Source organism: Paenibacillus hamazuiensis (assembly GCF_023276405.1).
In the GTDB taxonomy this organism is placed as follows: Bacteria; Bacillota; Bacilli; order Paenibacillales; family NBRC-103111; genus Paenibacillus_AF; species Paenibacillus_AF hamazuiensis.
This window is the reverse complement of sequence record NZ_JALRMO010000001.1, coordinates 7569049-7595417: the sequence shown is the minus strand read 5'-3', so window position 1 is coordinate 7595417 and position 26369 is coordinate 7569049. Positions and strand designations below refer to the sequence as shown.

The window sequence follows — 26369 nt, the reverse complement described above, 5'->3', positions numbered from 1 at the left end:
TTGAAGGAGAGATCGGTTCATGTCCAACGCGCAAAAAGCACTCGTGATGGCGGCAGGCATTTTTCTTGCCATCGCGCTCATTACCCTCGCCGTCGTGCTGTTTATTTCCGCGCAAGACTCCACCAAGGCGGCGCAAAGCAATTTCAGCAATATCCAGACGGAGCTGTCGCAAACGGCGTTTACGGTGTACGACAATACGACGTTGTCGGGCAGTCAGGTGGTCAACGCGCTTCGCAAGTTCAGTGATAAAGAAGAGTTCGGCATCCAGATTGTCACCGGGAAAAATCCGGCGGGTCAGTGGTATGGCAAGGTGATCAACACGGGTGTTCCGATCGACAGCGTGACCTACGGCTCAGTGGTTGGTGAAGCGCCGGGGCAACTGAGCCATGCGCTCGATGAGGCGAATATCAACTACGTCAATCCGAGCGGCAAATTTCGGGCGCAACTGGTGCACGACAGCAGCAACGTCATTCGCGGCATCGTGTTTCGTCAGCAGTAAGCGCCCTTACTGACATCACAACGCTGACGGGGCGTCCTTTCGGACACGGACGCCTCGGCGTTTTTCAAGGAGGAAGCCGATGGAATATGCCCCCAGAACGATGCTGGAAATGTGTGTGGCCTGTCTTCTTTTTCTGATGGCCGTAACGAGCGGACTGCTGCTCTTTCAAACCGGGGCCGCGCTGAACGCCACCGCCTATGTGTCGGGAAAGTCGCTGGATCGCAACGTGCAGATGGCGTTTTCGCCGATTGCCGGCGACGGCACCATATCCGGCGCAGAGGTAGCGCAATCCGTTGCCCAGTTGGAGACGGGAGACGCGGAAATTGTGGTGGACGGCGTTCGATACGCGCCGCCGGTCGATCGGGACCCGTTCGTCCCCGCTGGCATTCGCCTGAATGCCCGGTATACGGCAGTCGCCCAGCGAGATGCGTCCGGACAACTGGTGCGTCTCATTTTCGCTTTACGCTAAGGAGAATACCATGAACAGTATCTTGAAAGTTTTCGCGGCGCTCATTGCCGTTCTTTTGCTCTACCTCTACCCCATTTCCGCAGCCTTCGACCAACAGGACGATATTTCGGAACTGGTCGTATTAAAAGCGACGACAACGTTTGTCGATGCAGTGCGGGACAAGGGCTTTGTGTCGCCGACCATGTATACGGACTTTATGGAGACGATTGCCGCAACGGGCAACACCTTCGATGTGCAAATGGAACACGGCAGAAAAAAGTATGTGCCGGTTTACGACGACCCGACTAGGCCGGATACGTTTCGGGGCAGCTACGAAGTGCATTATGACAAGTTTTACAACGCGCAGATTTTGCCTGTTCTGTTCCCGAACAGCGCGGTCGCAAAAGACGATCCGGCGAGACGCTACAAACTACGGGTCGGCGATACATTTGCGGTCACGGTTAAAAATACGAATCGGACTTCCGGCACGATCCTGTTCGATTTTCTGAACCAGGCCATCAGTCCGAACGAAAAAATCTTCATTCCTTACGGCGGGGTGGTGCGCAATGAGGCTGATTGAATGGGCCATTGTCGGGGCGCTTATTTTTCTGCCGTTTGCGACCGTGAATCGCATCGAGGTCGAAACGCAGCGGAAGGCGCTACTCTCCGAGCTGCGCTATAATGCTGCGCTGGATGCCGCGGTGGATGACGCGGCGCGGATGTTGACCGTCAATGCAAATCAGCAGCGGGAGACGCAATACGAATCGGCCAAGCGGGTGGCGCTGAACAAGGACGAGGCGATTGCCGCATTTTATCAAACGCTGTACACAAGCTTCGGCATTGCCGACGATCCCGTTGCGCAAGGCGTGCTGGGTCGGTATATCCCGGCTATTGCGGTGATTGGTTACGACGGTTTCTACGTCTATGCCGAGGAGGAGTGGACGGGAGCCGACGGGAAAACGGAGCGGAAACCGGTTTGGGGAGCGAAAAAGCCGTATGCTTACGCCGATTCATCGGGTAACAGCCTTTCGTTTACGCTGGACGATTTCGTCCTCGCTTACGATGCGGGCAGCCGGAGTTGGCACGAAGGCTTACGCGCCGATGTCGGGCAGCAGACGAATATTGCGCTATTAAAGGATGCGGTGCGATTTGAGCAGGTGCGCCGGAGCACCATCGTCCGCGCAATTGAAGACGAACTCGCGTACCGGATCAATAAACACAACGAATCGGTTTCCCGATTTGGTCTCTCCTACACGTTTACATTGCCAACGATTTCACAGGAAGAATGGAACAATACCGTGGATGACGTCGGGGTGCTTGCTTTCATCCAGGGCATTCCGATGGGAGGCAAGTTTTACAACAATTACGCCCTCGGCGGAAGCCGAATACTCAAGAAACCGGAGATTGTCGGAGCCAGGAAAGGAAGCATGAAGGTGTATTACCGCAGCACATGCGGCTTTGCTTATCCGGCGGAAGAGACGTTTTCCAGCGAAAAAGCGGCTGCGCAAAAAGGCTATATGCCGCTGGACTGTCCGGTCTCGCCATCTTAACGAGACGGCGATGTTTCGGAAAGTGGACACGCCGTCGGATCGGTTCTATGATGAACCTAACAGCCGAAATCTTCCAAACTTGTCATGACCCCTATGAAGAGAGGAGCGAATGGCGTGAGAAAATGGATAATTGCAGGACTTGCCGCCGCGATGCTTTGCAGCTTGTTCACCGTAACAGCAAGCGCGGCGATCCGACCTCCGTCTTTTGTCAGCGTCGTTATGGATGGACAAAAAATCTGGTTTCCCGATGCGCAAGCATTTGTCGATGAAAACAACCGGACGCTCGTGCCGATTCGATTCATCGCGGAACAGATGGGCGCAAACGTAGGCTGGGAGCCCGAAGCGATGACCGTACCGATTGAGCGGGACGACCTGCATATTGTGCTTACGATCGGCGATAGCAAGGCGCTCGTCAACGGCAAAGAAATGGCCTTCGATTCGCAGGCGATCACCAGCGGCGGCCGGACGTTTGTCCCGCTGCGTTTTGTCAGCGAAGCGCTGGGGGCGGAAGTGAATTGGAATAGCCCGACATCGACCGTCTTCATTTCCACACAAGAAGACGCCAATGCGAAGTACGATGAATGGGGCCGCCTGATTCGCACAACCCATTTGCCGAAGAACGCGAAAGATTACCCGTACATTCTGGCCGATGTGCCGAATGAAGCCTATGAAATGGCCTATCCCTACTCGCATCCTACGGACAGCAAGGTTTCTTCGGTGCTCTATTCGACCATACCGGAATTCAATAAGAAGAACGTGGACATTTGGATGAGCCGACTGAAAACGTTTGGTGCACTTTGGCTGAACGTGGATTACAAAACGATTGACGATACGTGGGCGCAGGCGGTATTTGCCACGAAAGTGCAAAGCTCCAATGCGGAATTGAAATATATCCGGCGGTATGCGGAGTGGGTGAAAGAAAACAAGATTCAGATCGAAGGATACCTTGATCCCGAGCCTTCCATGATCTACCGGAATGGATTTGGCGATAATTATGTTCGTTCCAAATTCAGAATTAAATTTGTTTCGTTTAAGGAAAACAAAGACTTAATTTACGATGAAAGGTTCCCCAATCAACAAACTTTTGAAAAAGGAGTTTGGTACGAAGGCTACACCGACATCTCGATGTCTACGAATGTGGGAGGCAACTGGGGTCCCACGCTAAAAGTAAGTCCGAGTGCAAGTTTATTCTACAACCATACGATGAAAAGGATGGAGTAGAGATATGAACAAATTGCATAAACGATTCTTGAGCATGCTGCTGGCATGCTTATTTTTGTTTTTCTCCATTCCAACCTCTGTTTTCGCGGGACCTCCCGATGTCAGAACTGAAAATGGCACCATCAAATTTAAGATCACAAGTACAGCTGCAACGTCATCCATTAAATACAGAACTGTGGGTTGGACGGTGCGTCGTGACCAATTATGTTCGAATACGACGCCCAAGCAGTGCGGCGATCCGAGAAGCGGCCAACACGCTTCTTTTTTGGACCAGCAAGTACGGCAAGTAGGACAGGAACCGAATCCGCCCATCCCCGGCCAGCCTGTCACGACCTATTACGAAGTCAGCGAGGCGCTCGTCACGGAAGGTATGTGGAAAGCGGGCATGGGCGACATCAAAGACAACGACGACTTATATTTGTATGCCATCATGGTGTCTATCGACGGAAACGGCAACGTACGCAAAGGGCCATTCTATACGTTGGATGAGATCAAGAGGGCCGAACCTTGGGCGCATCCGGACGATTTGGACGATTATTTCGGCATTCATGTACCCTATCGAAGCGCGGAATTTCCCGTCGATGTCATCGCAAAAACCGTTGACGGCACAGTCATTCAAAAACCAGAAGTTACATTTCTAAAGGGCAAATACAAAGTCGGGGAAACGATCGATCATGAATTTCCCGAAACGATTGAGGACAACGGAAAAACGTATACGATCGTTCGCTCCTATTTATCGCCCAAGCAGGACCCGACGCGGAAAGACTGGCTGCAAGAAAATCCCGAAACGAATCCGAAGGTGCGAACGCGAAGCTTTACGGTGCATCTGGGCGGAACGGACGCGGTTGCCGAATATGCGGAGAACAATCCGGTGAAAGCCATCTATCAAAAAGAAGACGGCACCAAACTCAAAGAAGTGGACAAAGGCGTTTTCGCTACCGGGGATGAGGCGAATCATACGTTCGAAGAGCAAGTCACATATGGCGGTCAAACGTATGAGATCATCCGATCTTATATTACAAATAATACCAAACCCGACGAGAAGCTGTTCATTCAGGAAAAAGGCGACCCCAACCTCAAAGAGCGCTCCATTCTGGTGGGATCGGGCGGCTCCAACTTTATCGGCATTTACAAAATTCCCTCCTCGGTAACGGTCACGTCCCGGATTGAAGCGCCGGAAACGGTCGACCAAAACGTGACCGAAGTGGACGGGGATTTTGTTTTTGAAGTCGAGTCGCTAAAGAATTTGAAGTCATACGAGATCACGGATATTCGAAATGCCAGGCTCGTTCAAACGGGCGACAAAACCGGAACCCTCTCCGGCACGTCAACGAGTAAAACGATTCCGATCAAAATCCCGTTCACGTCCGGAGACAAAGTGAGCGTGCAAATCACCGTCGTCGTGAAGGATGTGGACGGCAATACGGGGGATTCGACATCGGACCATTCGGTGCGTAAAGGCGACGGGGGCGGAGAACCTCAACCTGGCGATTCCCAGCAGGCCGAAGCGATGGAGCCGAACGTTTCTGCCGTCATTCAGGCGGATGCGCGCGGCTCAGAAATATTTGATGTGCTGCAAGGCATTCCGACTTCAGAGAGCCTGTATGTGAACGCTTTGGCCAAATCGTACTTGTACCGAAACACGTTCACGGAAACGACCGGCACGAAGCAATACCCGATTCAGGTGAGTAAAACATATACCCTTACCTGGACGGAGACGCGATCCGGCCCGCCCGATGCGGACGGGAATCCGACGACCATTACCGTTCCGCGTTCAGATACACAGACGGTCACCAAAAACTATTTGATTGAACGCAAGTACAGCTTCTGGACGATTCAAAATCTCGAAGTGTACAGCATTCAAAAGGCGACGGTCTCCAATTATGCGCTTCCTTCGGGGACGGTTACACTGGAGCCGAATGGCTATACGCCGCCAACCGTTTCCGCCGCGCATGATGCGTCGCTCAGCGCGCATATTACCGATCCGGTTTATTCGAATGTGACGCTGCCCGGACAAACGATTTCCGGCGGTTCCAGCCGGCCTTCCGTACCGAACGAGGACTGGAAGTCAACTGCAGAAAGCGCCATCGGCAAGATTAAGGTGAAAAACGACTCGTTCGTTTTTAACGGAAATACGATTATGGACAATCGAATCGTTGAAGAAAAAGCGCCGACGCCGGGGGCGATACCGGAACCGCCGATGATTGGGCAAGATGTGCTGTACGGCAAAGGTTATCTCATTGACGCTTCCAAAACGAACAAAGCGAATCAGCCGAGTACCGGCACCATCTTTTATACGCTGGTCAAGGGCATTGGCGGCGGAGAAAACAAGAGCTTTCCGATCGGCGGCATCAATCCGGTGACCGTGCATACGCCGGTGGTGAACTACGCCTCGGTGTCGGACGATCAGGACCACAACCAGAAGACAACACCGACAGCGGGAAGATCCGCGCTTATTCTGGACCGGCCCTTTACCGTGACGATTCCGACAAGCGGCCCGCACAAGGACATCAAGGGCTACGGCAATCGGGATTATGCCAAGTATGTGAGGGACAAGCAGGTACGCTTTCCGTTCGATGTGTACAAAGCGGATCGCACGACGCTCGTCCCCAAGGACACGTGGGTATCCATCCCGGTCGGCCAGATGCAGACGACCTTCTATTTGCCCGTTTGGGTGGACGAGGGCCATTACGACGTGTTATTCCGAACGTTTGCCGAGAATAGTCCGGCCTCCTTTACGTCCCAGATGAATGCCAATCTGGACTTGTCCAACCATGTGGCTGCGCAGGCGGTTCCGGTGGAAGTGATCGGCCGCCTTTATGACTTCCGCATCACCGACATTGCCGATTTTGCATGGGAATCGGTGTTCCGCACCCAAAAGGGCAGCGCGACGCCGACAGGAAACGTCTATTGGGTCGGCACGAAAGGCATTGACGGCGCGGCGAGAGGAAATACTCCTCCCTACATGCTGCCGGTACGGCAAGGCAGTCACTCGGAGAGCGGCAAGAAAAACGTAGCGGTCAAAACGGGTTACCATGTCAAATTCGAAGTCATGACGAAAGGCAACATGTTCGGCTCGGGCGACGGCATCCTCATTACACCGACGTTTTATTTTGTGGACAGCAAGGGGAAGAACAGGCAGGAAGTCGATCTTTACTATCATTCAGGCAGTCAGCGGTTTATTCGTATCGGTTCCAGCGACGATGTTGAGAAACGGTATGTGACGCTCGACGCTCGCCTGCGCAATGTGCCGAAGCAGGAGTTGACCGACACTGCCGCAACGCTTTGGTCGCTAAACGGTTCGCCCGGAGACAGGCAGACGTTTATCGAACAATATGTAAAGGATGCGCAGAAGCCGACGTATGTGGGCGGCTACGATATCATGCTGCTGCCGCCTCAGCTTCGGACGTTTGTCGGAAGCATGCAGGTGCCCTCCGGCATCGATGCGGCCCGCGCCAACGCTTCGGTGCAGAAGTGGTTTGGCGAATACAGCTTGCCCGCCGCGCCGTACGTGGTGCCGAAAGGCTTCAATCTGGCCGAGTACGGCCGCACGCACCGGCTGGACGACCATGCGCCCGTATTTCTGAAGGATGGGTACATCATCGTCAATTTCAACATCGAAACGATCCGCAATCAAGACTTGAACCACCCGCATCTGCAATACAAAAACGCGCCGCTGGACAATCAGTGGCGGATGGAAGGGTTTCAGCCCAGCTTCGTCGATCCATACGGGGCAACGTTCTCCCTGCTGGACGGCGACGTCGTCTTTTATCATGCCAATTTGTCCAGCTACGACGACTTTGGGACGGGAGGCACCCATTAAATTCACCAGACGGGAGGGATAAACATGTTGGAAAAGCTGCAAAGTGCCGCGCCAGAGGATACGGCTTATTTTTATTCCGCTTCTGCCGCAGAGGAGATCGAACGTGGCTGCATCGGCCACCTGCGCGGCGATTTTGGGCGGTCGGGCGAGGAGTTCTGGGTAACCTGGTTTCCCCGGCGCTCTCCCTTTGAAACGACTGCTTTTAAAGAAGAATTGGGTAAGGTCTTTCAAGCTATCGGCGATCAGAAGGTGCTGAAAAGCCGCCAGCATATGTTACGATTTTGCAGCGAGCATCCGGAGGCGCGCATCGGCGGTGCTTGGAGCACGGATGTGTACGGGTTTTGCGTGCAAACGCAGGATCACCGCTACTATTTGCGCTGCTTTCCCTTTGCCGGGGATTACAACTTTTACTTGTACTGCTATGCCCGGCCGGAGCGCTTGGTGGAGCAGCAACAGCAAGCGCCTTCCACGCCTGCCGCACAGAAGAAAAAAACGGAAACGCAACGATAGGAGGACGCAATGAACGATCTCGCTCGTTATCGGCTGCTGGACGGAGCCTCGCTTCCGCTTGCGGCCAAGCTGGTGTACTGCTATTTACCGGATTTGGCGGGCGGAAAAAACAGCGCCGTGTGGCTTTCCTCCCGTCGGCTTGTGGCAGATATCGGACTTTCCCCTTCTATGTGTGTCGCAACCTAGAGCGAACACCTACCAGCCGGGAGGAAAAGAATATGCTGGAAAGACTGCAAACGGCCGTGTCGGAGGATGCGGCCTATTTTTATTCCGCTTCGATAAAGAAGGATACGGAACGGGGTTGCATCGGGCATCTGCGCGGTTATTTTGGCAGCAGCGGCGAGACGTTCTGGGCAAACTGGTTCGAGCATTTGCCAGCGCTAAAAACGCCGGCTTTCCGGGCGGAACTGGATGCGGTTGTGTGGGCATTGACGGAGCAGGGACTTCTTCAAAGCCGCAGCCAGATGCACCGTTTTTGCCTGTCGCATCCGGAGGCCCGATTATCGGGGGCGTGGCATTCCGGCGTATACGGCTTTTGTTTTCAAACAGAGCGCCATCGGTACTACCTGCGTTGTTTCCCGCATGCGGGAGACTACAATTTCTATCTGTACTGCTACATCCGGCCGGATCGTTTGTCGGAACGGTCGCCGGAGCGTTAGCGTCTGCCGAGGAGGGAGCCTATGAACGATCTCACACGGTATAAACTGCTGGCCAAAGCGAAGGTCCCTCCTGCAGCAAAGCTATTGTACAGCTACCTGATGGACCGCGCGGGCGGGCGGCACGGCTGCGTCTTGTTGTCCGGCAAAAAGCTGGCTTTGGAGGTGGGGCTCTCTCCTTCCACTGTCCGCCGAAATCTGCATCGCCTGCAACTTACTGGACTCATTCGGATTACGGCCCGTTATTCGGAGGAAGGCATTCGCCTCACCAATCAAATAACGTTTCGGTAAGGGAGGTGCTCTCGTGACAGCCAAGTTGCAGCGCATCGTCGAACTGGCTGCCGGCACGGCTCGCACGGTAACGAATCAGCCTGAGCGGTGGGCGGATTTTTTGCGGACGGCGGCCTGGAACTATAAATATCCGTTTCAGGATCAACTGTTGATCTACGCCCAACGTCCGGACGCAACGGCCTGCGCGCCGATTGACGTCTGGAACAAACGGCTGGATCGCTGGGTGAAACGCGGCGCAAAAGGGATTGCCCTGATTGAAGACCGAGGCAACCACCTGGGCCTGCGCCATGTGTTTGACGTATCGGATACCCAAAGCAGACGCCAGCCGCAGGTGTCGCTTTGGCGGTTGCAGGACAGCGACACGGCTCATGTGATCGAAACGCTGGAAAATGCGTTCGGAGCGCCGGACGAGAGCGAACGGCGTGCGGATCTGCCTGCCGCGTTGCTCGCTGCTGCGCGGAATGCGGTGGATGACAACAGCGCCGATTATGTGGCGGAGTTGATGAAAGAGCGGGAGAACAGTTTGCTTGAGGACCTGGACGTTCCGCATGTGGAATTGTTGTTCAAACAAGCGGCTGAAAAAGCCGTCGCTTATATGGCCTTAACCCGCTGCGAGTTGAATCCCGAACTTTACATTAGCTCCGAGGATTTGTCTTCCATTGGTTATTTCAACACGCTTCCTGCGCTGTCCCACTTGGGCGCAGCGATTAGCGATGTGTCCGAGATGATGCTGCGGGAAGTGGAATCGACCGTCCGGGCGCTGCGCCGGGATGCACAACGTGCAAATGAGGGTCAGTCGCTTCATACCCTTGCAAGACCCGATTCCTTGCCGCACAATGAAGCTACCCTGCAAGAAAGGAAGGATGAACATGGAACTGACGTACACGCGGCAAGGGGATTATCTGCTGCCCAACCTGACTCTGAGCGAAGCGGAGATGACCATCGGGAAGTACGGGATGATGCGCAAGACGTTTCTGAAAACCGAGCGGAAGGGCATGTACGCCCATCTGATGTTGTCGGAGCAGTTGAACCGGCATCTGGCGGACATCGACCGGACGGCGCGGGAGCAGATCGACCGGACGATGCAGGAGATGCTCGCGTCTCACCCGGCGCCGGACAAGGCGAGCGATCCGCTGGGCTGGACGGGACACATGAACAACCTGAAGCAGCAGGCAGAGGAATTAATTCTCGCGGAACTGATTTATCATTAAAATGGTACGACCGGGAAACGGAGGACCGAAGTCTTCCGTTTTTTCACGACCATGCCATCATCAATGACATGCTCCGAGCCGCGCCGCTGCGGGAGAGCAAGTCGGACATCGCAGCATTTTTCCTTGCTCATGAGGATGAGCGCGAGCGTATGTTGTATGTGCGCAGTTTGTTTCCGGCAGGCATCACCGATCTGACGCTTGATGAAGGCATACGAGCAGGATTTGAACCGTATCGCAACGTTTTGCATCTGTGGACGGGGACGGCGGATGAACGCACGGCGCAAAGCTTTTACGATTGGGGTGTCATCGCCGGGCATATCGCCAGCATGATGCTGTTGAACGAATTTGACTTGACGCGAAAGTTGGAACCGTCCATCGAGCAACAGACGCTGCGGATGGAACAAGCGGAGGACGCAAAAGCCTCGGCTTTTTTTATGCCGCAAGCGGTCATTGACGCCATTTTGCAAAACGGCAGCGGTTTTGAGAACGGCAAGTATCGCATTGCGCTTCATTTCCAGCAGTCGCTGTCCGCACAGGAGAACGCCGATTTCCTGAAACGGGAATACGGGACCGGCGGGCGTCTTCCCGCGCTGATCGGCACGGATATTCACATGAATTATGACAGCAAAGGCATCACGCTGACCCGCGGCTCGATCATGAACCCGGATATTCAGGTGGTGCTGCCGTGGATGAAGGTGCAGAAACGTATCGGCGAACTGCTGGCAGCGGGTCGTTACTTGAACCGGCAGGAAGCTGAGCGGTTGCCCGCCTTTGCGGAGCAGCAGGAGGAAAAGCGGCGGTTGCAAGCGGCGGAAATGGCCAGGAACGATGTGCCTCAGCCGGATGCATCGTCGGGGGTTTCCCGACCAGACGCACAAGCGGAACCGAAACAAACGCCAGTGAATCGGGAACGGGCGCGCTACGGTTTTGATGCAGGCAGCACGGTCTGGATCGGTGCGGACGAATATGAAATTGTTGAACTGGCGCAGCGAACGGTGGTGCTGCAGGACCGGCAGTTCCCGCTCTTCATCAAAGAGGTAAATCGCCGGGATTTTGAGCGAATGCTGCGCGAAAACACGCTGAACGATCATCTGATTACCGGAGAGCAGGAGCCGGAACGGTCTGACGAAGCGGCAGGGGAAACAGCGGAAGATGCGGTTTCACCGGAAGAGCCGGTGACGGAGGGGCGAGAGCCCATATCGCAGCCAGACACTTCCCTTTCCCCTGATCCTGAGGACGACCGCACCGCGCCAGCCCGTCCGCCTGTCCTGGCGGTCAACTACCGGATTACGGATGATGAACTGGGGCATGGCGGCGCAAAAACGAAGTTCAAATGGAACATGGAAGCGATTCGGCTGTTGAACAAGCTGGAGCAGGAGCAGCGGCAAGCGACAGCGAACGAGCAGGCTGTGCTCGCTCGCTATGTTGGATGGGGCGGTCTCCCGCAGGCATTTGACGAAGCGAACACGCAGTGGGCAGCCGAATATGCGGAACTGAAAAATGTGCTGGAGCCGGATGAATATGCATCCGCTCGCGCGTCAACGCTGAATGCCCATTATACGTCAGTGACCGTCATCAAAGCGATGTACGAATGTCTGGAATCGATGGGCTTTCGCAGCGGCAATATTTTGGAGCCGTCCTGCGGCATCGGCAATTTCTTCGGTCTGGTGCCGGAGTCGTTCCAAGGCTCGCGGCTGTTTGGCGTGGAACTGGACAGCATTACCGGCCGTATTGCCAGGCAGCTATACCCGCAGGCGTCGATAGCGGTCAGCGGCTACGAACAGACGAATTTGCCGGACAGCTTCTTTGATCTCGCCATCGGGAACGTGCCGTTCGGCGGTTATGGCGTGGCGGATAAACGTTACGACAAACACAAGTTTCTCATCCACGATTATTTTTTCGCCAAGACACTGGACAAAGTGCGTCCGGGCGGCATCATCGCCTTTATTACATCCAAAGGAACGATGGACAAGCAAAACCCTGCGGTTCGCAAATATATGGCGGAACGCGCCGAATTGCTCGGAGCGGTGCGTCTGCCGAGCAATGCGTTTCTGGCCAATGCCGGAACCGAAGTAACCGCCGACATTATCTTTTTGCAGAAACGGGATCGCATGGTCGCCGTCAGCGAGCAAACCGAACCATGGCTATCTCTATCCGAAACGGCAGACGGTGTGCCGGTGAACAGCTATTTCGCCGCCCATCCCGATATGGTGCTGGGCACGATGGTTTTTGACGACCGGATGTATGGCAATCGTCAGGAAACGTCTTGCAAGCCATTTCCGGATGCCAACCTGGATGAACTGCTGCGCGAAGCGTTGTCGGGCATCCATGCCGAGTGGGTGGAACTGGAACGGGAAGACCAGCCGGAGGAGGAAGAGCCCTCCCTCCCTGCCGATCCGTCTGTCCGCAATTTCAGCTTTGCGCTGGTGGATGGACAACTCTACTATCGGGAGAACAGCCGGATGCGCCGTGTGGACACGTCAGCTACGTCAGCAGGTCGCATCAAAGGAATGATTCTGCTGCGGGACACCGTGCGCGAGCTGATCGAATACCAAACCGATGACTACAGCGATGAGATGATTGGGCAGCAGCAGCGTAAGCTGAATGCACAATACGATCGGTTTACGGCACAATACGGCCTGATCAACAGCCGCGCCAACAGCCTTGCTTTTTCGGACGACAGTTCCTACTTTCTTCTCTGCTCGCTTGAAATCATTGACGAGGAAGGACGGCTGCTGCGCAAGGCGGATATGTTCACAAAACGAACCATCCGTCAGCGTATCCACGTAGAACAAGTAGATACCGCTTCGGAGGCGCTTGCGGTTTCCATCGGCGCAAAAGCTCGTGTCGATCTGCCGTATATGGCGCAGCTAACCGGCTGGACGGAAGAACAACTGATAAAAGAGCTGCGCGGCGTCATCTTTCCCAATCCCGAAAATCTGGATGACGAAGGCAAGCCGATCTACGAAACGGCGGATGCGTACTTGTCCGGCAATGTGCGGGAGAAGCTGCGTGTGGCCAGACAGTTTGCCGCATACGATGCCGAACGTTACGGCGAAAACGTCAAAGCGCTTGAAGCGGTGCAGCCGAAAGACCTGGACGCCTCCGAAATTGATGTCCGTTTGGGCGCAACCTGGCTGCCGCCGGAAGACATTCGGCAATTTCTGTTTGAGCTTGTGGACACGCCCCCGATGTACCAGACCTATATCAATGTGATGTATTCCGAATATACGGCTGCCTGGAACGTCAAAGGCAAAAGCGATGACCGAAGCAACAATATCAAGGCGAACGTCACGTATGGCACCAACCGCGTCAATGCGTACAAAATTCTTGAAGATACGCTGAATTTGCGGGACGTGCGCGTGTTTGACACCGTGTATGAGGAGGGCGTGGAAAAGCGTGTGCTGAACAAGCAGGAAACGGCCATCGCCCAGCAAAAGCAGGAGATGATGAAAGAAGCGTTTCGCGACTGGATATGGAAAGACCCGCAGCGGCGCGAACGGCTGACCCGGCTGTACAATGACCGGTTCAATGCCATCCGTCCTCGCGAATACGACGGCAGTCATATCCGATTCACCGGGATGAACCCGGAAATCCGGCTGCGCCAGCATCAGATCAATGCGGTTGCCCGGGCGCTGTATGGGGGCAACTCCCTTTTCGCGCATTGTGTCGGTGCAGGAAAAACATTCGCGATGACCGCCGCGGCGATGGAAAGCAAGCATTTGGGATTGTGCAACAAGAGCATGCTGGTTGTTCCGAACCATTTGACCGAACAGTGGGCGGCGGAATTTTTGCAGCTATATCCGTCGGCGAATATTCTGGTGGCGACCAAAAAGGACTTTGAAAGGAAAAACCGCAAAACGTTTTGCGCGCGGATCGCTACAGGTGATTATGATGCGATCATCATTGGCCATTCGCAGTTTGAGAAAATTCCGATTTCGACGGAGCGGCAGCGGCAGCAACTGTACGAGCAGATTTCGGAAATTACAAGCGGCATCCGGGAACTCAAGGAAGCCAGAGGCGAACGCTATGCGATCAAGCAGCTTGAAAAAACGAAAAAGACGCTGCAAATCAAGCTGGAGAAGCTGAACGATACCAGCCGCAAGGATGATGTCGTGACCTTCGAGGAACTGGGCGTAGACCGGCTATTCGTGGACGAAGCCGATTCGTACAAAAACCTGTTTCTTTATACGAAAATGCGCAATGTGGCCGGGCTGTCGCAAACCGAAGCGCAGAAGTCGTCGGACATGTTTGCCAAGTGCCGATATCTGGACGAGCTGACAGGAGGCCGGGGCATCATCTTTGCGACGGGTACGCCGATCTCCAACTCCATCACCGAGATGTATACGATGCAGCGCTATTTGCAATACGAGCGGCTCAAGCGGCAGGGATTGCAGCATTTTGACGCTTGGGCTTCGACGTTTGGCGAAACCGTCACCGCGATCGAGCTTGCGCCGGAAGGCACCGGTTACCGGGCCAAAACGAGGTTTGCCCGTTTTTACAATTTGCCGGAACTGATGAATATGTTCAAAGAAGTGGCCGACATCCAGACGGCGGACATGCTCCAGCTTCCCGTACCGAAAGCCCATTTCCACAATGTTGCCGTGCCGCCGAGCGACTTTCAGCGCGATATGGTCGAGGATCTTGCCCGCCGCGCCGAACGGGTGCGGGCGAAGGAAGTGGAGCCTCACGAGGACAATATGCTGACGATCACCAATGACGGACGCAAACTGGCGCTCGATCAACGGCTGGCGAATCCGATGCTTCCCGACGACGAAGGCAGCAAGGTCAGCGCCTGCGCGGACAATGTCTTCCGGTATTGGGAGGAACATCAGGAGCAGCGTTTGACCCAGTTGGTGTTCTGCGATTTGTCCATTCCGAAACAGGATGGCGCCTTCAATGTGTACGATGAGTTGCGGCGCAAGCTGATGGAGAAAGGTGTTCCTGCCGAGGAAATCGCCTATATTCACGACGCCAATACCGAGGTCAAGAAAAAGGAACTGTTCGCCAAAGTACGCAGCGGCCAAGTTCGGATACTGCTCGGATCGACGTTCAAAATGGGCGCGGGCACGAACGTGCAAACGAAGCTGATTGCCCTTCACGACCTCGACTGCCCTTGGCGTCCGCGGGATGTCGGACGTGCTTTGCGGACAATGAAGATGTGGGGGACGTATCCCTTGTCTATCAAACAGATACAAAAACGCACCGCTCGAATGAGGGTGCGTTTCTTATATTTGCTTGCCGGTATCATTGAGCGTGAAAATTCCCTCGAACGTCGCGTTGCAGGCTTTTGCGATCTCATGCAGGTCGTGTTCCGAGAGATTATCGCGCTTCAGCTTGGTGTTCACATTTTGCCTGGTTGTTTTCGGCTCTATTCGATCAGCTAAATCGGCAACGGTCATTCCCCTTGCCGCGAGCAGCATTTTCACCTTGACGGCCATGCTCATAGAATCACGCTCCCTTATGTAATCATAAAGGATTTATTTTCCTAAAGCAAAAGAATTGTTGTCATCTCGGGGGACGGTTCAGGTGTTCGAAGAAACTAAGCCGATAAATGCAACAACGGCAGACTGGGACGTGAAAATAAAGTTCCAGTCTGCCGTTGTTGTGCTTAACCCTCAACTATCGTTTCCCGTTAGTTTAATAAGAACAGCGATGCTAATTCAATAATTGTGCCCATTTGCTGAATAAAAGCAGGAATACATTGTTTAACATTATGATGTTTTTAATGTTTTTGTTGTTTTTATAGTCATTATAAATCCTACGATTAATTCGAGAATAGCTATTCCCAACACATATAATCCGATTGAAGGAAGTGATAAGATACCCAAAGCAATATGGAAAGCTGCGGCAATATATAAGCCTATTGGTTTCTTTAAATAAACACTTAAAACTGCATAGATTAATACAGCTATCATAAGTCCTACAGCGAGCCAGGAAATCCAAGATGCCATTACAATCCCTCCTCGTTGAGATAATATCTTACCTTAATCATAACACATCTTATCGCAATGATCAGACCCGTTTGTTGAACAAATAACAACATTATCCTTCAAGTAAACTGCCCGTTGGCTTAAAGCCCGACGCCACTCTACCACTTTATTTTCTCCAAACATCACGCTGATCGATGGTGACGCCGCGATTGTTTTTTTCGTCGGTCTTCGTCCTTTTTCTCGGCGGGTTCTGGGAGTCAACGTGAGACTGATGTCTCGTGTTGTAGCAAGCACTGAATATGGATATCCATATTCGCTTGTTAGGGGCTTCGCCCCTAAGACCCCGGCTGCGAACGCTATGTTCGTGATGAACAAATGGATGAAAGGGGGACGCTCGGTGAGAAAGCGTCCGATCTCGTTTTTGCTTCGCCTGAGTGAATCAGAGTATGCCCATCTCATGGAACAAGTGGAAAAAACTAAGCTACCCCGTGAAACATATATCCGCGCACTTATCGAAGGCTATACGCCGAAGGAAATGCCGCCGATAGATTATTTCGTTATGATTCGTGAACTTCACGCTATCGGCAATAACCTTAACCAACTCGCGGCGAAGGCTCACGCCACAGGTCATCTGGAACGAGCTGTATTTCAGGAGGAAGCCGACCGCTTGCGCCGTGCTGTCCAGCAGCTTCAACAGGCGATGATCGAACCAGAACGGAGAAAAGAATGAAGCTCCCCGGTTGCTGTTTTACAGATTTGTGTGCAAAGAGAATGTAGTAATAGAATGAGATTGTAAAATAAAAATTTGCTTAATGAAAATAATTATTTTACAACCCCTTTTATTTGACAGATAGCAGCGTGGGCGTGGCGACTCCAGAGCGGGAGGTGATACAAGTATGAACCATATCTCGGAAATCTTTGAAAGACTTCATATTCAGCGCATACGCGAGTTTTTAATGAATGGTGTCGAAGGTGGCGACATCAATCCCAAAGGCTACAAGGAGCGCATTGACGAAGCGCACAAATCGGCTATTGAGTTGATTCAAAGCAAGTTTCCCAACATGGCAGAGTATGAGGAAATAACGACAAAGGTTTATGACTATGCAGCCGCCTGCGAGGATGTATACATGGAAATCGGCTTGCAATGCGGCTTTATACTGGCGATTCAGGTTTTCACAAACATGCAAGCCAAATAAAAGTTACTCACTTTCAGGTCGCCGTATGGCGTCCTTTTTCTTTGAAATGACCATTCAAGCGTCGGGACGGCAAGTCGACACCGTTCCGGCGCTTTTTATATAGATGTCTCCCTAATATCTTTGAAGTCGAAGCGGCGGCATGACGGCGGGGTATTAGGCACGCAGCCTGTAAGTCACCTGCCGAGAAAAGGAGGGATACCGCCCGATGAGCGAAACGGTTACGATTATCCCTATAGAGCAGCTTTACCCGTTCCCCGAGAATCCCTATCAGGTCGCGGATAACGACGAGTTGCAGGCCATCGCGGAAAGCATTCGGAAGCATGGCGTGATCTCGCCGCTTGTCGTGCGGCTCCGGGAAGAAGGAGGCTATGAAATCATATCCGGACACCGACGAAAGGCAGCTTGTGAAAAGGCGGGGATTGCTGCGGTTCCCGCCTTTATTCGTGAAATGGACCGAAACGCCGCGATTATCGCCCTGGTGGACAGCAATCTGCACCGCGAGCATGTGCTGCCGTCCGAAAAAGCATGGGCCTACAAAATGAAGCTGGATGCGATCAAGCGACAAGGGCAGCGCAACGATTTGGCCGATAGCGGAACTCCTGACCAACTCGGACAGAAGTCGCGGGAGCGCGTTGCCGTTGATGTGGGAACGAGCGCGACGCAGGTGCAACGCTATATCAGGCTGACTGAGTTGATTCCGCCGCTTCTGGAGATGGTAGACAGCGGCAAGGTGGCGTTTAACCCTGCCGTAGAGCTGTCTTATTTGTCCGAGAAGGAACAGGAAGCTCTGCTTGAAACGATGGGCAGCGAGGAACGCACCCCTTCCCTTTCCCAAGCCCAGCGCATGAAAAAGCTGAGCGCAGACGGTTTGCTCGACGTGGACGCGATTTTCAGAATCATGACCGAGGAAAAACCGAACCAACGGGAGCAGATCAAGCTGCAAAAGGAAAGCATCAAGGACTATTTTCCAAAGGGCTATACGGCCCAGCAGATGGAACAGACCATATTGAAGCTGCTGGAGGAATGGCGGAAAAAGCGGGAACGAAGCCGCGAGAACAGCCGCTGACTTTTTCCCGGCTGGTAAACGGGCATTGGGCGACCGATGCCCTTGCTTCGTCCGCGCACCCTTCCAGTTCAGGCATACAGATCAAACGAAAGGACTTGAAGGCATGAAGGAAAAAAAGAAACCGAAGAAATCGCAACGCGTTTCCCGCAAACCGGTACGGCTGGTGGTAGAGCGGGAATTTGTCGGCAGTCAGAGCGCAACCGATGCGTTGTTGCCCGTTGTGCTTGAGGATTTACTTCGCCATGCGGAGGAAGTCTGCACCTTCGACAAGGAGGATGACAGCACATAGAATATACGCAAACGACGGTTATCCGCCGTCAGCAACAAGGAGGAGGGAACCGATGAAAACGGACAGGATTTACAATGTCGGCGTCTATTGCCGTTTGAGCAAGGATGACGGCAACGAAGCGGAGAGCGCCAGTATCGGCACCCAAAAAGCCATTCTGACCGACTACGTGAAGCGGCAGGGCTGGCATCTGGTGAAAATCTATGTAGATGACGGGTACAGCGGTACAAACTTCAATCGACCGGATTTTCAAGCTATGCTGAAAGACATTGAGAACGGGCTGATTGATTGTGTCATTACCAAAGACCTCTCCCGGCTCGGTCGGAACTATCTGGACTGCGGCTTGTATCTGGAGGTGTTCTTCCCGGAGCATAACGTCCGGTATATTGCTGTCAATGACGGTGTAGATACCCTGAACCGGGCGGCTATGGACATCACGCCGTTTCGCAACATTTTGAACGAAATGTACGCTGCCGACGTATCGGTTAAGATCAAGTCCGCGTATCGGGCGCGGTTCAACAAGGGAAAATTCATGGCAACCAAAGCGCCGTATGGGTATATCAAAGACCCTGCTGACAACAATCATCTGCTGATTGACGAAAAGACCGCGCCGATCGTCCGAAAAATATTTGACCTTGCACTGGCGGGCAACGGGATTGGGAAAATAAGAAAATATCTGAACAGCCAGCGCATATTGCGCCCGGCCGCGTATGCCGCTGAAAACGGAGAAGGATACGAGCGCTATTTTAAGGATTCGGAGGAAAACCGTTATATCTGGAGCGAAAACAGCGTTCGGAGCATTTTAAGAAGTCCGGTGTATGCGGGCAACCTGACAGGCTACAAGCGCCCGACCATCAGCATGAAAAGCAAGAAGCGTCCCTCTCGCCCGCCGGAGAAATGGGAGACAGTTCCCGGAACGCATGAGGGCATTGTGACACAGAAAGAATTTGATACGGTGCAGCAACTTATGACCAGTCGAAGGCGAGAAAAAAACCAGTATGGATATGACAATGTGTTCCTCGGCGTGTTGAAATGCGCAGACTGCGCTTACGCCATGCGAGCGGCCAGCGCAAACCGGCGCAAGCGCCCGGATATTATCGACTGTGTGCAGTACTGCTGCAACAATTTTGGTCGATACGGCAACGTGCATTGCACCTCGCACACCATTGAGGCGCGCGACCTGCTGAACGCCGTCATGACCGACATTAACGAATATGCGCGGATGGCTGTAAATGACGAAAAGGCGGTTAAAACATTGCAGCAGCGTCTGTCCAAGATCAGCGATCAGGAGGCCCGGGAATACGGCAGGGAACGGCGGCGGCTGGCCAAGCGGGTTGCCGAACTGGACAAGCTGTTTGCCGCCTTGTATGAGGACAAGGTGATGGAGAAAATCACCGAACGCAATTACCGGCTGATGGCAGCGAAGTACGAGCAGGAGCAGATGAATATAGAAGCTCGACTGAGCACCATAGACGCGGAACTGGTTGCCAAGGGACGCAACGATAAAGGCATAGCTGCCTTTGTGGAACGTATTCGCGAATACAAGGGAATCACAACACTGACGGCCAGAATCGTGAATGAACTGATTGATCGCATCACGGTATCTGAGCGGGTAAAGGTCGAGGGCGGCGGCTATGAGCAGCATATCCGAATTTACTACAAGTTTGTAGGGGCGCTCGACCCCGCACGAGTCCATGAGGTAACGCCGCGGCGGTGCCTTGTGCCGGATAAGGCATGCCAACGCTGCGGAGAAGTCTACTCCCCTCTTTCCAACGTGGCAAAGTACTGCCCGACGTGTCGGCCCATTGTCCGCAAGCAGCAGGAGATCGAAAGCAGCAAGCGGCGCGTACGCAGCAAGAAGCGCCAAAACGGCGCGTGAAATAGACTGTCCGCAAAGAACGTCCGACAGACCTGGAGCAGCGCAGCGGACGGATTATTCGGCAAGGCAACCAGAACAGTGAGGTTCACATCTTCCGCTATGTCACAGAGAACACGTTCGACGCTTACCTTTATCAGACACTGGAGAACAAGCAGCGCTTCATTTCGCAGATCATGACCAGCAAGTCGCCGGTCCGTTCCGCCGAGGATATCGACGAGACGGCGCTCTCCTATGCCGAAGTGAAGGCGCTGGCGACCGGCAACCCGTACATCAAAGAGAAAATGGACCTGGACATCCAGGTATCCAAACTCAAGCTGCTCAAAGCCAACCACTTGAGCCAGCGATATTCGTTGGAAGATCGGCTGCTCAAGCTGCTGCCGCAGCAAATCAAGTCCACGGAGGAACGAATTGCCGGCTATGAACAGGACGTCGCTTTGTATATACGTTCTCTGGCATCCGAGGCGGATGGGGCAGATAAATTCCCCGGCATGACGGTAAAAGATTACACCTACTCGGAGAGGACGGCAGCGGGCGCGGCTTTGCTGGACGCTTGCAAAGGAATGACTTCGCCTGATCCGCAGGAAATCGGCGGCTACCGGGGATTTTCCTTGTGGCTGTCCTTTGACAGCTTCCATAAGGAGTACAAGGTTACGTTGCGCGGCGCACTCGGTCATACGGTGACGCTCGGAGCGGATGCGGGCGGCAACATTAGCCGCATCAACAATGCCTTGTCCGACTTGCCTGCGAAGCTGGAGCATGCCCGCGAGCAGCTTGCCACCTTGCGGCAGCAAATGGAAACGGCGAAGGAACAAATCGCGGCTCCTTTCGAGAAGGAGCAGGAGTTGCAAACGAAAGCGGCGCGGCTTGCGGAACTGAATGCCCTGCTCAACATGGACAAGCGGGAAAACGAAGCCGTGGACAGCGTGCCGGACGAAGAAATAGAAGCACCGGAACGGCGGGCTGTGGGTCGTGAACGATAACGGTCTGGTATCGGGCTTTACATCCAAGGCCATGCCGATGTTTCGCATATTTGCGCACAATTGGCGTGTTGTAACATGCCGATGTCCCGGCGAAGTATTTCATCTTCCAGGACGAAAATGATATACTAAAAAGGAAAGGAATGGGGTGGTTTTCCGATGCATGACTTGCTTGATCCCCGCGTGGATATTGTTTTCAAACGCATTTTTGGCAGCGAACATAATCGGGATGTGCTGCTTGCTTTTTTGAACAGTACATTTCGCGAGGCGGGCGAGACGCCGCTGACGGAGATTGTCCTGCTGAACCCGTATACGGAGGCGGACGGCCCCGACGATAAGCAGTCGATCATGGACATAAAGGCCAAAACGGCAAAGGGCGAACTGCTGAATATTGAGATGCAGCTATTTAATCCGTATCATATGGAGAAAAGGACCCTGTTCTATTGGGCCGAGATGTACTATCATCAGATTCCGAAGGGCAGCAACTACAATGCGTTAAAAAAATGCGTGACGATCAACATTTTGAATTATTCCTGTCTACCCAATGATCGTTACCACAGCGTGTTTCACTTGCGGGAAGATCATACCGGGATTGCGCTTCTGGATGATATCGAGATTCATGTGATGGAGCTGACGAAGCTGGATCAGCATTCGATTCCGCTTGACCGGGGTGGATTAGTCAATTGGTTGTTGTTTTTGAAAGGCGTAGACAGATCGAATTGGGAGGTGCTCACGATGAAAGAACCAATGCTGAAAAAAGCGATGGACACGCTGGAATTTTTAAGTCAGGATGCCGCGGCGCGTATGGCTTACGACGCCCGGATGAAGGCGCTCAGCGACGAAAAGTCGCGTATTGAAGGAGCCAGAGCAGAGGCAAAAGCAGAGACCGCGGCTAGGCTTCTTGCCATGGGAATCGATATCCAAACCATTGCTAAAGCAACAGGACTGTCGGTTGAGGAGATTAAAGCATTAACTCCTCTTCAATAGTTCAGAAAATTAAAAGGTGCTTGCGATGAATGAACAGAAGCTGAAAAAAGCGATAGACACGCTGGAATTTTTAAGGCAGGATGCCGCAGCGAAGATGGCTCATATCGAACATGTATATGGCAGCCACTCCCTTTGGAGTTGGCTGTTTTTGCTTAATTTCTAATCCCAATTAGTGGCGTATCTATGCCTTTCAGCTAAAAACCGGAACTAATGAACTACAGGCGGAGGGAACGAAGATGAACGCTTTCTCGGATAAATTTGCATTGACCAGGCAACAGAGCGTGTTTCTGGCCAAAAAGAAATGGGATGAAAATATATATTGCGGCATGAAGATGGAGAACCGAAACATCACCTTCCCGCAGACGCGAACGATTTTGAACGGTGTGAACGTACCCGGTGTTACCTTGGACGACATTCAGGCCGTACTGAATATGCGGGATGCCTGGCGCTACCTGGTTACTACCATTGACGAGCCGACAACGCTGACATACATTTGCAAATTGGACGTATATGTGGCGAGAAATGAAGCGTTGGAATGGGGCGTTTTGCGAACGGGAAGAATCGGCATTCCCGGAACGGATGATGTGCCCCCTCTCACCGTAAGCGGTGAAATCGAGCAGGAATTGTCCGTGCTTTTGTCTGCGGATATGACAAATACCGAGAGGGCGATTACCGCTTTTCTGTGGGGCGCGCGGAGGCAGATGTTTTGGGACGGCAACAAGCGGACTTCACTTTTACTGGCCAACAAGCTGCTAATGGAAAAGGGAAACGGTATGCTGACCATTACAGAGAAAAACATGGAGAAGTTTAACGAGCTGTTGACAGCGTACTACAACACGAATGATATGCGCGCCATCAAGGTCTTCCTTTACGAGCATGCCATCGACGGCATCGAGTTTAAAGAAATGGAAAAAAGTGAACCGGACAGGGATCGGTAAGTCATCGCAATATCGATAGGAAAGCTTGCCTCGCTTCATCGCGCGGCAGGCTTTTTGTTGTTTGGGGCACTATGTGTTCGATTCGTAGCAATTCACAGATCGAAGATATGTCCGTCAGATAAAGTTATCAATCATATGACGAATTGGACTCCGTTTTTGGGGTCCTTTTCTCATTTCCGGAGGAATGAACATGTTGTATGCCATCCCAAGCGGCGGATGCTTTTGTCTGATTCTGCCGCCTTATTGTTACGGAACCGGCTTGATCGAGGAGGGAGAAACCGTGCCATCGTTGGTGTTGATATCCAAAGAGAAGAACGGATTTGGCGACACGTATTATTACATCCGCGACTCAAACGGGGTGACCAGTCAAGTTCATGAAGGCGATTTAGACGCATTCATGAAAAAGAAAGGCGTTACGAAGTTGAAGGAAGGCAGAGCTTATACGTACCCCAAAAAGAGGGGTAAGGCACGATGAACCATATACCCATCGGACGCTGCCTGGATTTCCAAAAGGAGCTGCGGCAATGAGCTATGTAAACAAGGAACAGATCGAACGTGCCAAAAGACTGGACCTGCTCACATATTTGCATATGCACGAGCCGGCAGAACTGGTCCGATGCTCCCGCAATGTCTACACCACCCGGACACACGACAGCTTGAAAATTTCCAACGGCAAATGGTACTGGTGGTCAAGGGGGATCGGCGGACGCTCGGCGCTGGACTATTTGATCAAAGTGAGGGGCATGTCTTTTACCGATGCGGTGCTGCAAATGGAAGGCGTTCATCCAGGCAGCGCACCTGCATTTTCGCAATCTTTGCAACAACGCTCATCTCCAGCGCGGTTTGAGCTTCCCGAACCGAATCATACATCGCATCGCGTCATGGCCTATCTCAGCAAACGTGGTATCCATCGCACGTTGATCGACTACTGTCTCGAAACGGGGCGCTTGTATGAAAGCCGACGCTATCACAACGCGGTATTCGTCGGATTTGACCAGGAAGGGACGCCGCGCTATGCGGCGATACGCGGTACGACAAGCACCCGTTATATGGGGGAATCCGTTGGCAGCGACAAGCGGTATTCGTTTTCCATTCCGGCCTCGAAAAACAGTACGGAACTGCATCTGTTTGAGAGCGCCATTGATCTCTTATCCTACTGTACACTGGAACATCTCGCCGGCCGGGATTGGCGGCAGGCGCATAAGCTGTCGCTGGCCGGTATATACGGGCCCAGGATAAATGGGGAGGACCCTACTCCACCGTCTGCCTTAACGCATTATTTGCAGTGCTTTCCCGAGGTGAATCGACTTGTCCTGCATCTTGACAATGATGAGCCGGGGCGATTGGCGGCAGCCACGATACAGAGGCTCCTCTCCCCCGCCCTTCTCATATCCGATGAGCCGCCCAAGTTCGGAAAGGATATAAACAACGAATTGATGGAATTCCGACGAAGACGCGGTGAACCATCCCGATAGCGGTAGACGCTGAACGGTTGGTGTCTTTTCTTTTGGGTTACGGAAAATTTTCGCAGCATGTGGATAAGATGTGAATAGATTGAGGATAAGCGCAACCGCATTGATTGTATAGCATGTAATAGGTATAATAAAATCAATATACAGCTATGCAAGGAGTGACCAAGATGATTATCAAACCTTCCGCCAGTATCCGGCAAAACTATAATGAAATCGCCGATCTATGCAAATCTTCCGGGGAACCGGTGTATCTGACCAAGAACGGTGAAGGCGATCTCGTCGTGATGGACATTGAGACGTACTCGCGTCGCGAGAAGATGTTAAAGCTGCGCGAAGAACTGCTCGCTGTGCAAGAGGATCGTTTGGCGGGCCGTGTTGGTGTGACGCCAGATGAACTGGACGATTACCTGGAGGGCATTATTGACGAGGTTCAGCATGGAAAAGATGCCCCGTTATAAGATCATCGTTTCCGATCGCGCCCGCCAAATGCTGGCGGTTCATGTGCGATTCCTTGCGGAAAAAAATCCGGATGCGGCGCGAAAAACGAAAAACGAATTGCTGCATGCGATACGTTCCTTGGCGCAAATGCCGGAACGTTATCCTTTTCTCGAAGCGGAATTTATCCCGTCAAACAAGTATCACAAGATGTTCGTAGATAAATGGTATCTGGTGTTGTATCAGATTCAGGATAAAATCGTGTATGTTGATTTCATAGTAGACTGCCGCCAGGATTACCGCTGGTTGGTGCGATAACAAAAAAGTTCTGCGGAAGACGCCCGAGCGGATCGGCGTCTTTTTTGTGTTTTTGGGGTCCTCCCTTTTTCCCGGTAGGTGCTTTTGAAGGCAACACGAGACGACTGTCTCGTGTTGCAGCAAGCACTGAATTTGGTCTCCCAAATTCGGCTTGTTAGGGGCAGGCCCCTAATACCCCACATCTAAACAACACGCTGTTTTTCAAGAATAAAGGTTGCAACAATGAACGGTATTTTTCAGAGACGGCAGAAGCCATTTAGCATTTTTATTAAGACCATTCTTTTGAAGAAAGAAGCGAAAGCGATGAGAAAACGAGGGATTCGCATTCAGGTATGGGTGAACAATGAAGAAGACGCAAGACTCCAAGCTAATGCGAAAAAATCCGGACTTTCACGGGAAGGTTATCTCCGTTCCTTGATCAATGGCTATATCCCGAAGGCGCTGCCGCCGCCGGATTATTACGCCATGATGCGCGAGCTTCACGCCATCGGCAACAATCTCAACCAACTGGCGGTGAAAGCGCATGCGACAGGCCATCTGGATCGGGCGGTGTTCCAGCAGGAGGCCGATCGGTTGCGCCGCGCGGTGCAGCATATCCAGGAGGCCGTGACTTCGCCGGAGAGAAGAACCGAGCAAGCGACTCCAAATGTGCATCCGCCGTAAAGGGGGCGTC

General features: G+C 52.9%; 28 protein-coding genes. 26 read left to right on the top strand and 2 right to left on the bottom strand.

All coding sequences use genetic code 11. From position 1 onward, the window contains the following. Nucleotides 1-19 precede the first annotated feature (19 nt). The 10 genes from MYS68_RS33600 (at nt 20) to MYS68_RS33555 (ending at nt 8998) form a co-directional block, all read left to right on the top strand. Nucleotides 20-499: a hypothetical protein gene (locus MYS68_RS33600; protein WP_041052829.1), complete on the top strand. Its 480-nt coding sequence runs from the start codon at nt 20-22 to the stop codon at nt 497-499. Between the two features lie 79 nt (nt 500-578). After that, a complete protein-coding gene (locus MYS68_RS33595; RefSeq protein ID WP_248929904.1) occupies nt 579-968 on the top strand; it encodes a hypothetical protein in 390 nt (129 codons plus the stop codon). A gap of 10 nt (nt 969-978) precedes the next feature. Beyond that, entirely contained in the window at nt 979-1527 is a 549-nt protein-coding gene (locus MYS68_RS33590; protein WP_248929903.1) for a hypothetical protein, read from the top strand. After that, the gene (locus tag MYS68_RS33585; protein WP_248929902.1) at nt 1514-2497 is read left to right on the top strand and encodes a hypothetical protein; all 984 of its coding nucleotides are present in this window, start codon (nt 1514-1516) and stop codon (nt 2495-2497) included. Before MYS68_RS33590 ends, MYS68_RS33585 begins: the two co-directional genes overlap by 14 nt. Nucleotides 2498-2611: 114 nt before the next feature. Continuing rightward, nucleotides 2612-3718 carry a copper amine oxidase N-terminal domain-containing protein gene (locus tag MYS68_RS33580; protein WP_248929901.1) on the top strand — a complete coding sequence of 369 codons (1107 nt, stop codon included), beginning with the start codon at nt 2612-2614 and terminating at the stop codon, nt 3716-3718. A gap of 187 nt (nt 3719-3905) precedes the next feature. After that, a complete protein-coding gene (locus tag MYS68_RS33575; protein WP_248929900.1) occupies nt 3906-7541 on the top strand; it encodes a DUF5704 domain-containing protein in 3636 nt (1211 codons plus the stop codon). Nucleotides 7542-7565: 24 nt separating this feature from the next. Continuing rightward, nucleotides 7566-8051: a hypothetical protein gene (locus MYS68_RS33570; RefSeq protein WP_248929899.1), complete on the top strand. Its 486-nt coding sequence runs from the start codon at nt 7566-7568 to the stop codon at nt 8049-8051. 9 nt (nt 8052-8060) lie between these two features. Continuing rightward, nucleotides 8061-8237: a hypothetical protein gene (locus MYS68_RS33565; RefSeq protein WP_186311127.1), complete on the top strand. Its 177-nt coding sequence runs from the start codon at nt 8061-8063 to the stop codon at nt 8235-8237. A gap of 32 nt (nt 8238-8269) precedes the next feature. Then, complete coding sequence (locus MYS68_RS33560) at nt 8270-8710, top strand: hypothetical protein (protein ID WP_248929898.1); 441 nt, start codon at nt 8270-8272, stop codon at nt 8708-8710. Between the two features lie 21 nt (nt 8711-8731). Beyond that, nucleotides 8732-8998: a helix-turn-helix domain-containing protein gene (locus MYS68_RS33555; RefSeq protein WP_248929897.1), complete on the top strand. Its 267-nt coding sequence runs from the start codon at nt 8732-8734 to the stop codon at nt 8996-8998. Here the strand turns inward: MYS68_RS33555 and MYS68_RS33550 are convergent. After that, on the bottom strand, nt 8973-9569 hold the full coding sequence (locus tag MYS68_RS33550; protein ID WP_248929896.1) for a hypothetical protein: 597 nt from the start codon (nt 9567-9569) through the stop codon (nt 8973-8975). The two genes, MYS68_RS33555 and MYS68_RS33550, sit on opposite strands and share 26 nt — an antisense overlap. A gap of 298 nt (nt 9570-9867) precedes the next feature. On the opposite strand from MYS68_RS33550, the gene MYS68_RS33545 reads away from it, so the two are divergent. Both MYS68_RS33545 and MYS68_RS33540 read left to right on the top strand, forming a co-directional pair. Further along, a complete protein-coding gene (locus MYS68_RS33545; RefSeq protein WP_248929895.1) occupies nt 9868-10209 on the top strand; it encodes a TnpV protein in 342 nt (113 codons plus the stop codon). Between the two features lie 149 nt (nt 10210-10358). Beyond that, on the top strand, nt 10359-15596 hold the full coding sequence (locus MYS68_RS33540; RefSeq protein ID WP_248929894.1) for a DEAD/DEAH box helicase family protein: 5238 nt from the start codon (nt 10359-10361) through the stop codon (nt 15594-15596). Between the two features lie 327 nt (nt 15597-15923). On the opposite strand, the gene MYS68_RS33535 is transcribed toward MYS68_RS33540, so the two are convergent. Next, nucleotides 15924-16163 carry a hypothetical protein gene (locus MYS68_RS33535; RefSeq protein ID WP_248929893.1) on the bottom strand — a complete coding sequence of 80 codons (240 nt, stop codon included), beginning with the start codon at nt 16161-16163 and terminating at the stop codon, nt 15924-15926. 376 nt (nt 16164-16539) lie between these two features. Here MYS68_RS33535 and MYS68_RS33530 point away from each other — a divergent pair, with 376 nt between their 5' ends. From MYS68_RS33530 to MYS68_RS33465, 14 genes are all read left to right on the top strand, one after another. Beyond that, nucleotides 16540-16872 carry a plasmid mobilization protein gene (locus MYS68_RS33530; RefSeq protein ID WP_248929892.1) on the top strand — a complete coding sequence of 111 codons (333 nt, stop codon included), beginning with the start codon at nt 16540-16542 and terminating at the stop codon, nt 16870-16872. 166 nt (nt 16873-17038) lie between these two features. Next, complete coding sequence (locus MYS68_RS33525) at nt 17039-17338, top strand: hypothetical protein (protein WP_248929891.1); 300 nt, start codon at nt 17039-17041, stop codon at nt 17336-17338. A gap of 205 nt (nt 17339-17543) precedes the next feature. Then, the gene (locus MYS68_RS33520; protein ID WP_248929890.1) at nt 17544-18404 is read left to right on the top strand and encodes a ParB/RepB/Spo0J family partition protein; all 861 of its coding nucleotides are present in this window, start codon (nt 17544-17546) and stop codon (nt 18402-18404) included. Between the two features lie 103 nt (nt 18405-18507). After that, on the top strand, nt 18508-18693 hold the full coding sequence (locus MYS68_RS33515; protein WP_248929889.1) for a stage II sporulation protein R: 186 nt from the start codon (nt 18508-18510) through the stop codon (nt 18691-18693). A gap of 52 nt (nt 18694-18745) precedes the next feature. Then, entirely contained in the window at nt 18746-20569 is a 1824-nt protein-coding gene (locus MYS68_RS33510; protein WP_248929888.1) for a recombinase family protein, read from the top strand. Nucleotides 20570-20742: 173 nt separating this feature from the next. After that, a complete protein-coding gene (locus tag MYS68_RS33505; protein ID WP_248929887.1) occupies nt 20743-21549 on the top strand; it encodes a hypothetical protein in 807 nt (268 codons plus the stop codon). A gap of 156 nt (nt 21550-21705) precedes the next feature. Beyond that, nucleotides 21706-22533 carry an Rpn family recombination-promoting nuclease/putative transposase gene (locus tag MYS68_RS33500; protein ID WP_110843095.1) on the top strand — a complete coding sequence of 276 codons (828 nt, stop codon included), beginning with the start codon at nt 21706-21708 and terminating at the stop codon, nt 22531-22533. 25 nt (nt 22534-22558) lie between these two features. Beyond that, nucleotides 22559-22696 (top strand): hypothetical protein, encoded by a 138-nt coding sequence (locus MYS68_RS33495; RefSeq protein WP_158289672.1) that lies wholly within the window; start codon nt 22559-22561, stop codon nt 22694-22696. Between the two features lie 73 nt (nt 22697-22769). After that, nucleotides 22770-23471 (top strand): Fic family protein, encoded by a 702-nt coding sequence (locus MYS68_RS33490; protein ID WP_110843096.1) that lies wholly within the window; start codon nt 22770-22772, stop codon nt 23469-23471. Between the two features lie 190 nt (nt 23472-23661). Further along, nucleotides 23662-23946, top strand: coding sequence for a hypothetical protein (locus tag MYS68_RS33485; protein ID WP_248929886.1), 285 nt, complete (start codon nt 23662-23664; stop codon nt 23944-23946). Between the two features lie 49 nt (nt 23947-23995). Continuing rightward, nucleotides 23996-24946 carry a DUF3991 and TOPRIM domain-containing protein gene (locus MYS68_RS33480; protein WP_248929885.1) on the top strand — a complete coding sequence of 317 codons (951 nt, stop codon included), beginning with the start codon at nt 23996-23998 and terminating at the stop codon, nt 24944-24946. Between the two features lie 164 nt (nt 24947-25110). Further along, complete coding sequence (locus MYS68_RS33475) at nt 25111-25401, top strand: type II toxin-antitoxin system Phd/YefM family antitoxin (protein WP_079913945.1); 291 nt, start codon at nt 25111-25113, stop codon at nt 25399-25401. Further along, nucleotides 25379-25696 (top strand): type II toxin-antitoxin system RelE/ParE family toxin, encoded by a 318-nt coding sequence (locus MYS68_RS33470; protein WP_248929884.1) that lies wholly within the window; start codon nt 25379-25381, stop codon nt 25694-25696. Before MYS68_RS33475 ends, MYS68_RS33470 begins: the two co-directional genes overlap by 23 nt. A gap of 222 nt (nt 25697-25918) precedes the next feature. Beyond that, entirely contained in the window at nt 25919-26359 is a 441-nt protein-coding gene (locus MYS68_RS33465) for a plasmid mobilization protein (protein ID WP_245954943.1), read from the top strand. Nucleotides 26360-26369 lie beyond the last annotated feature (10 nt).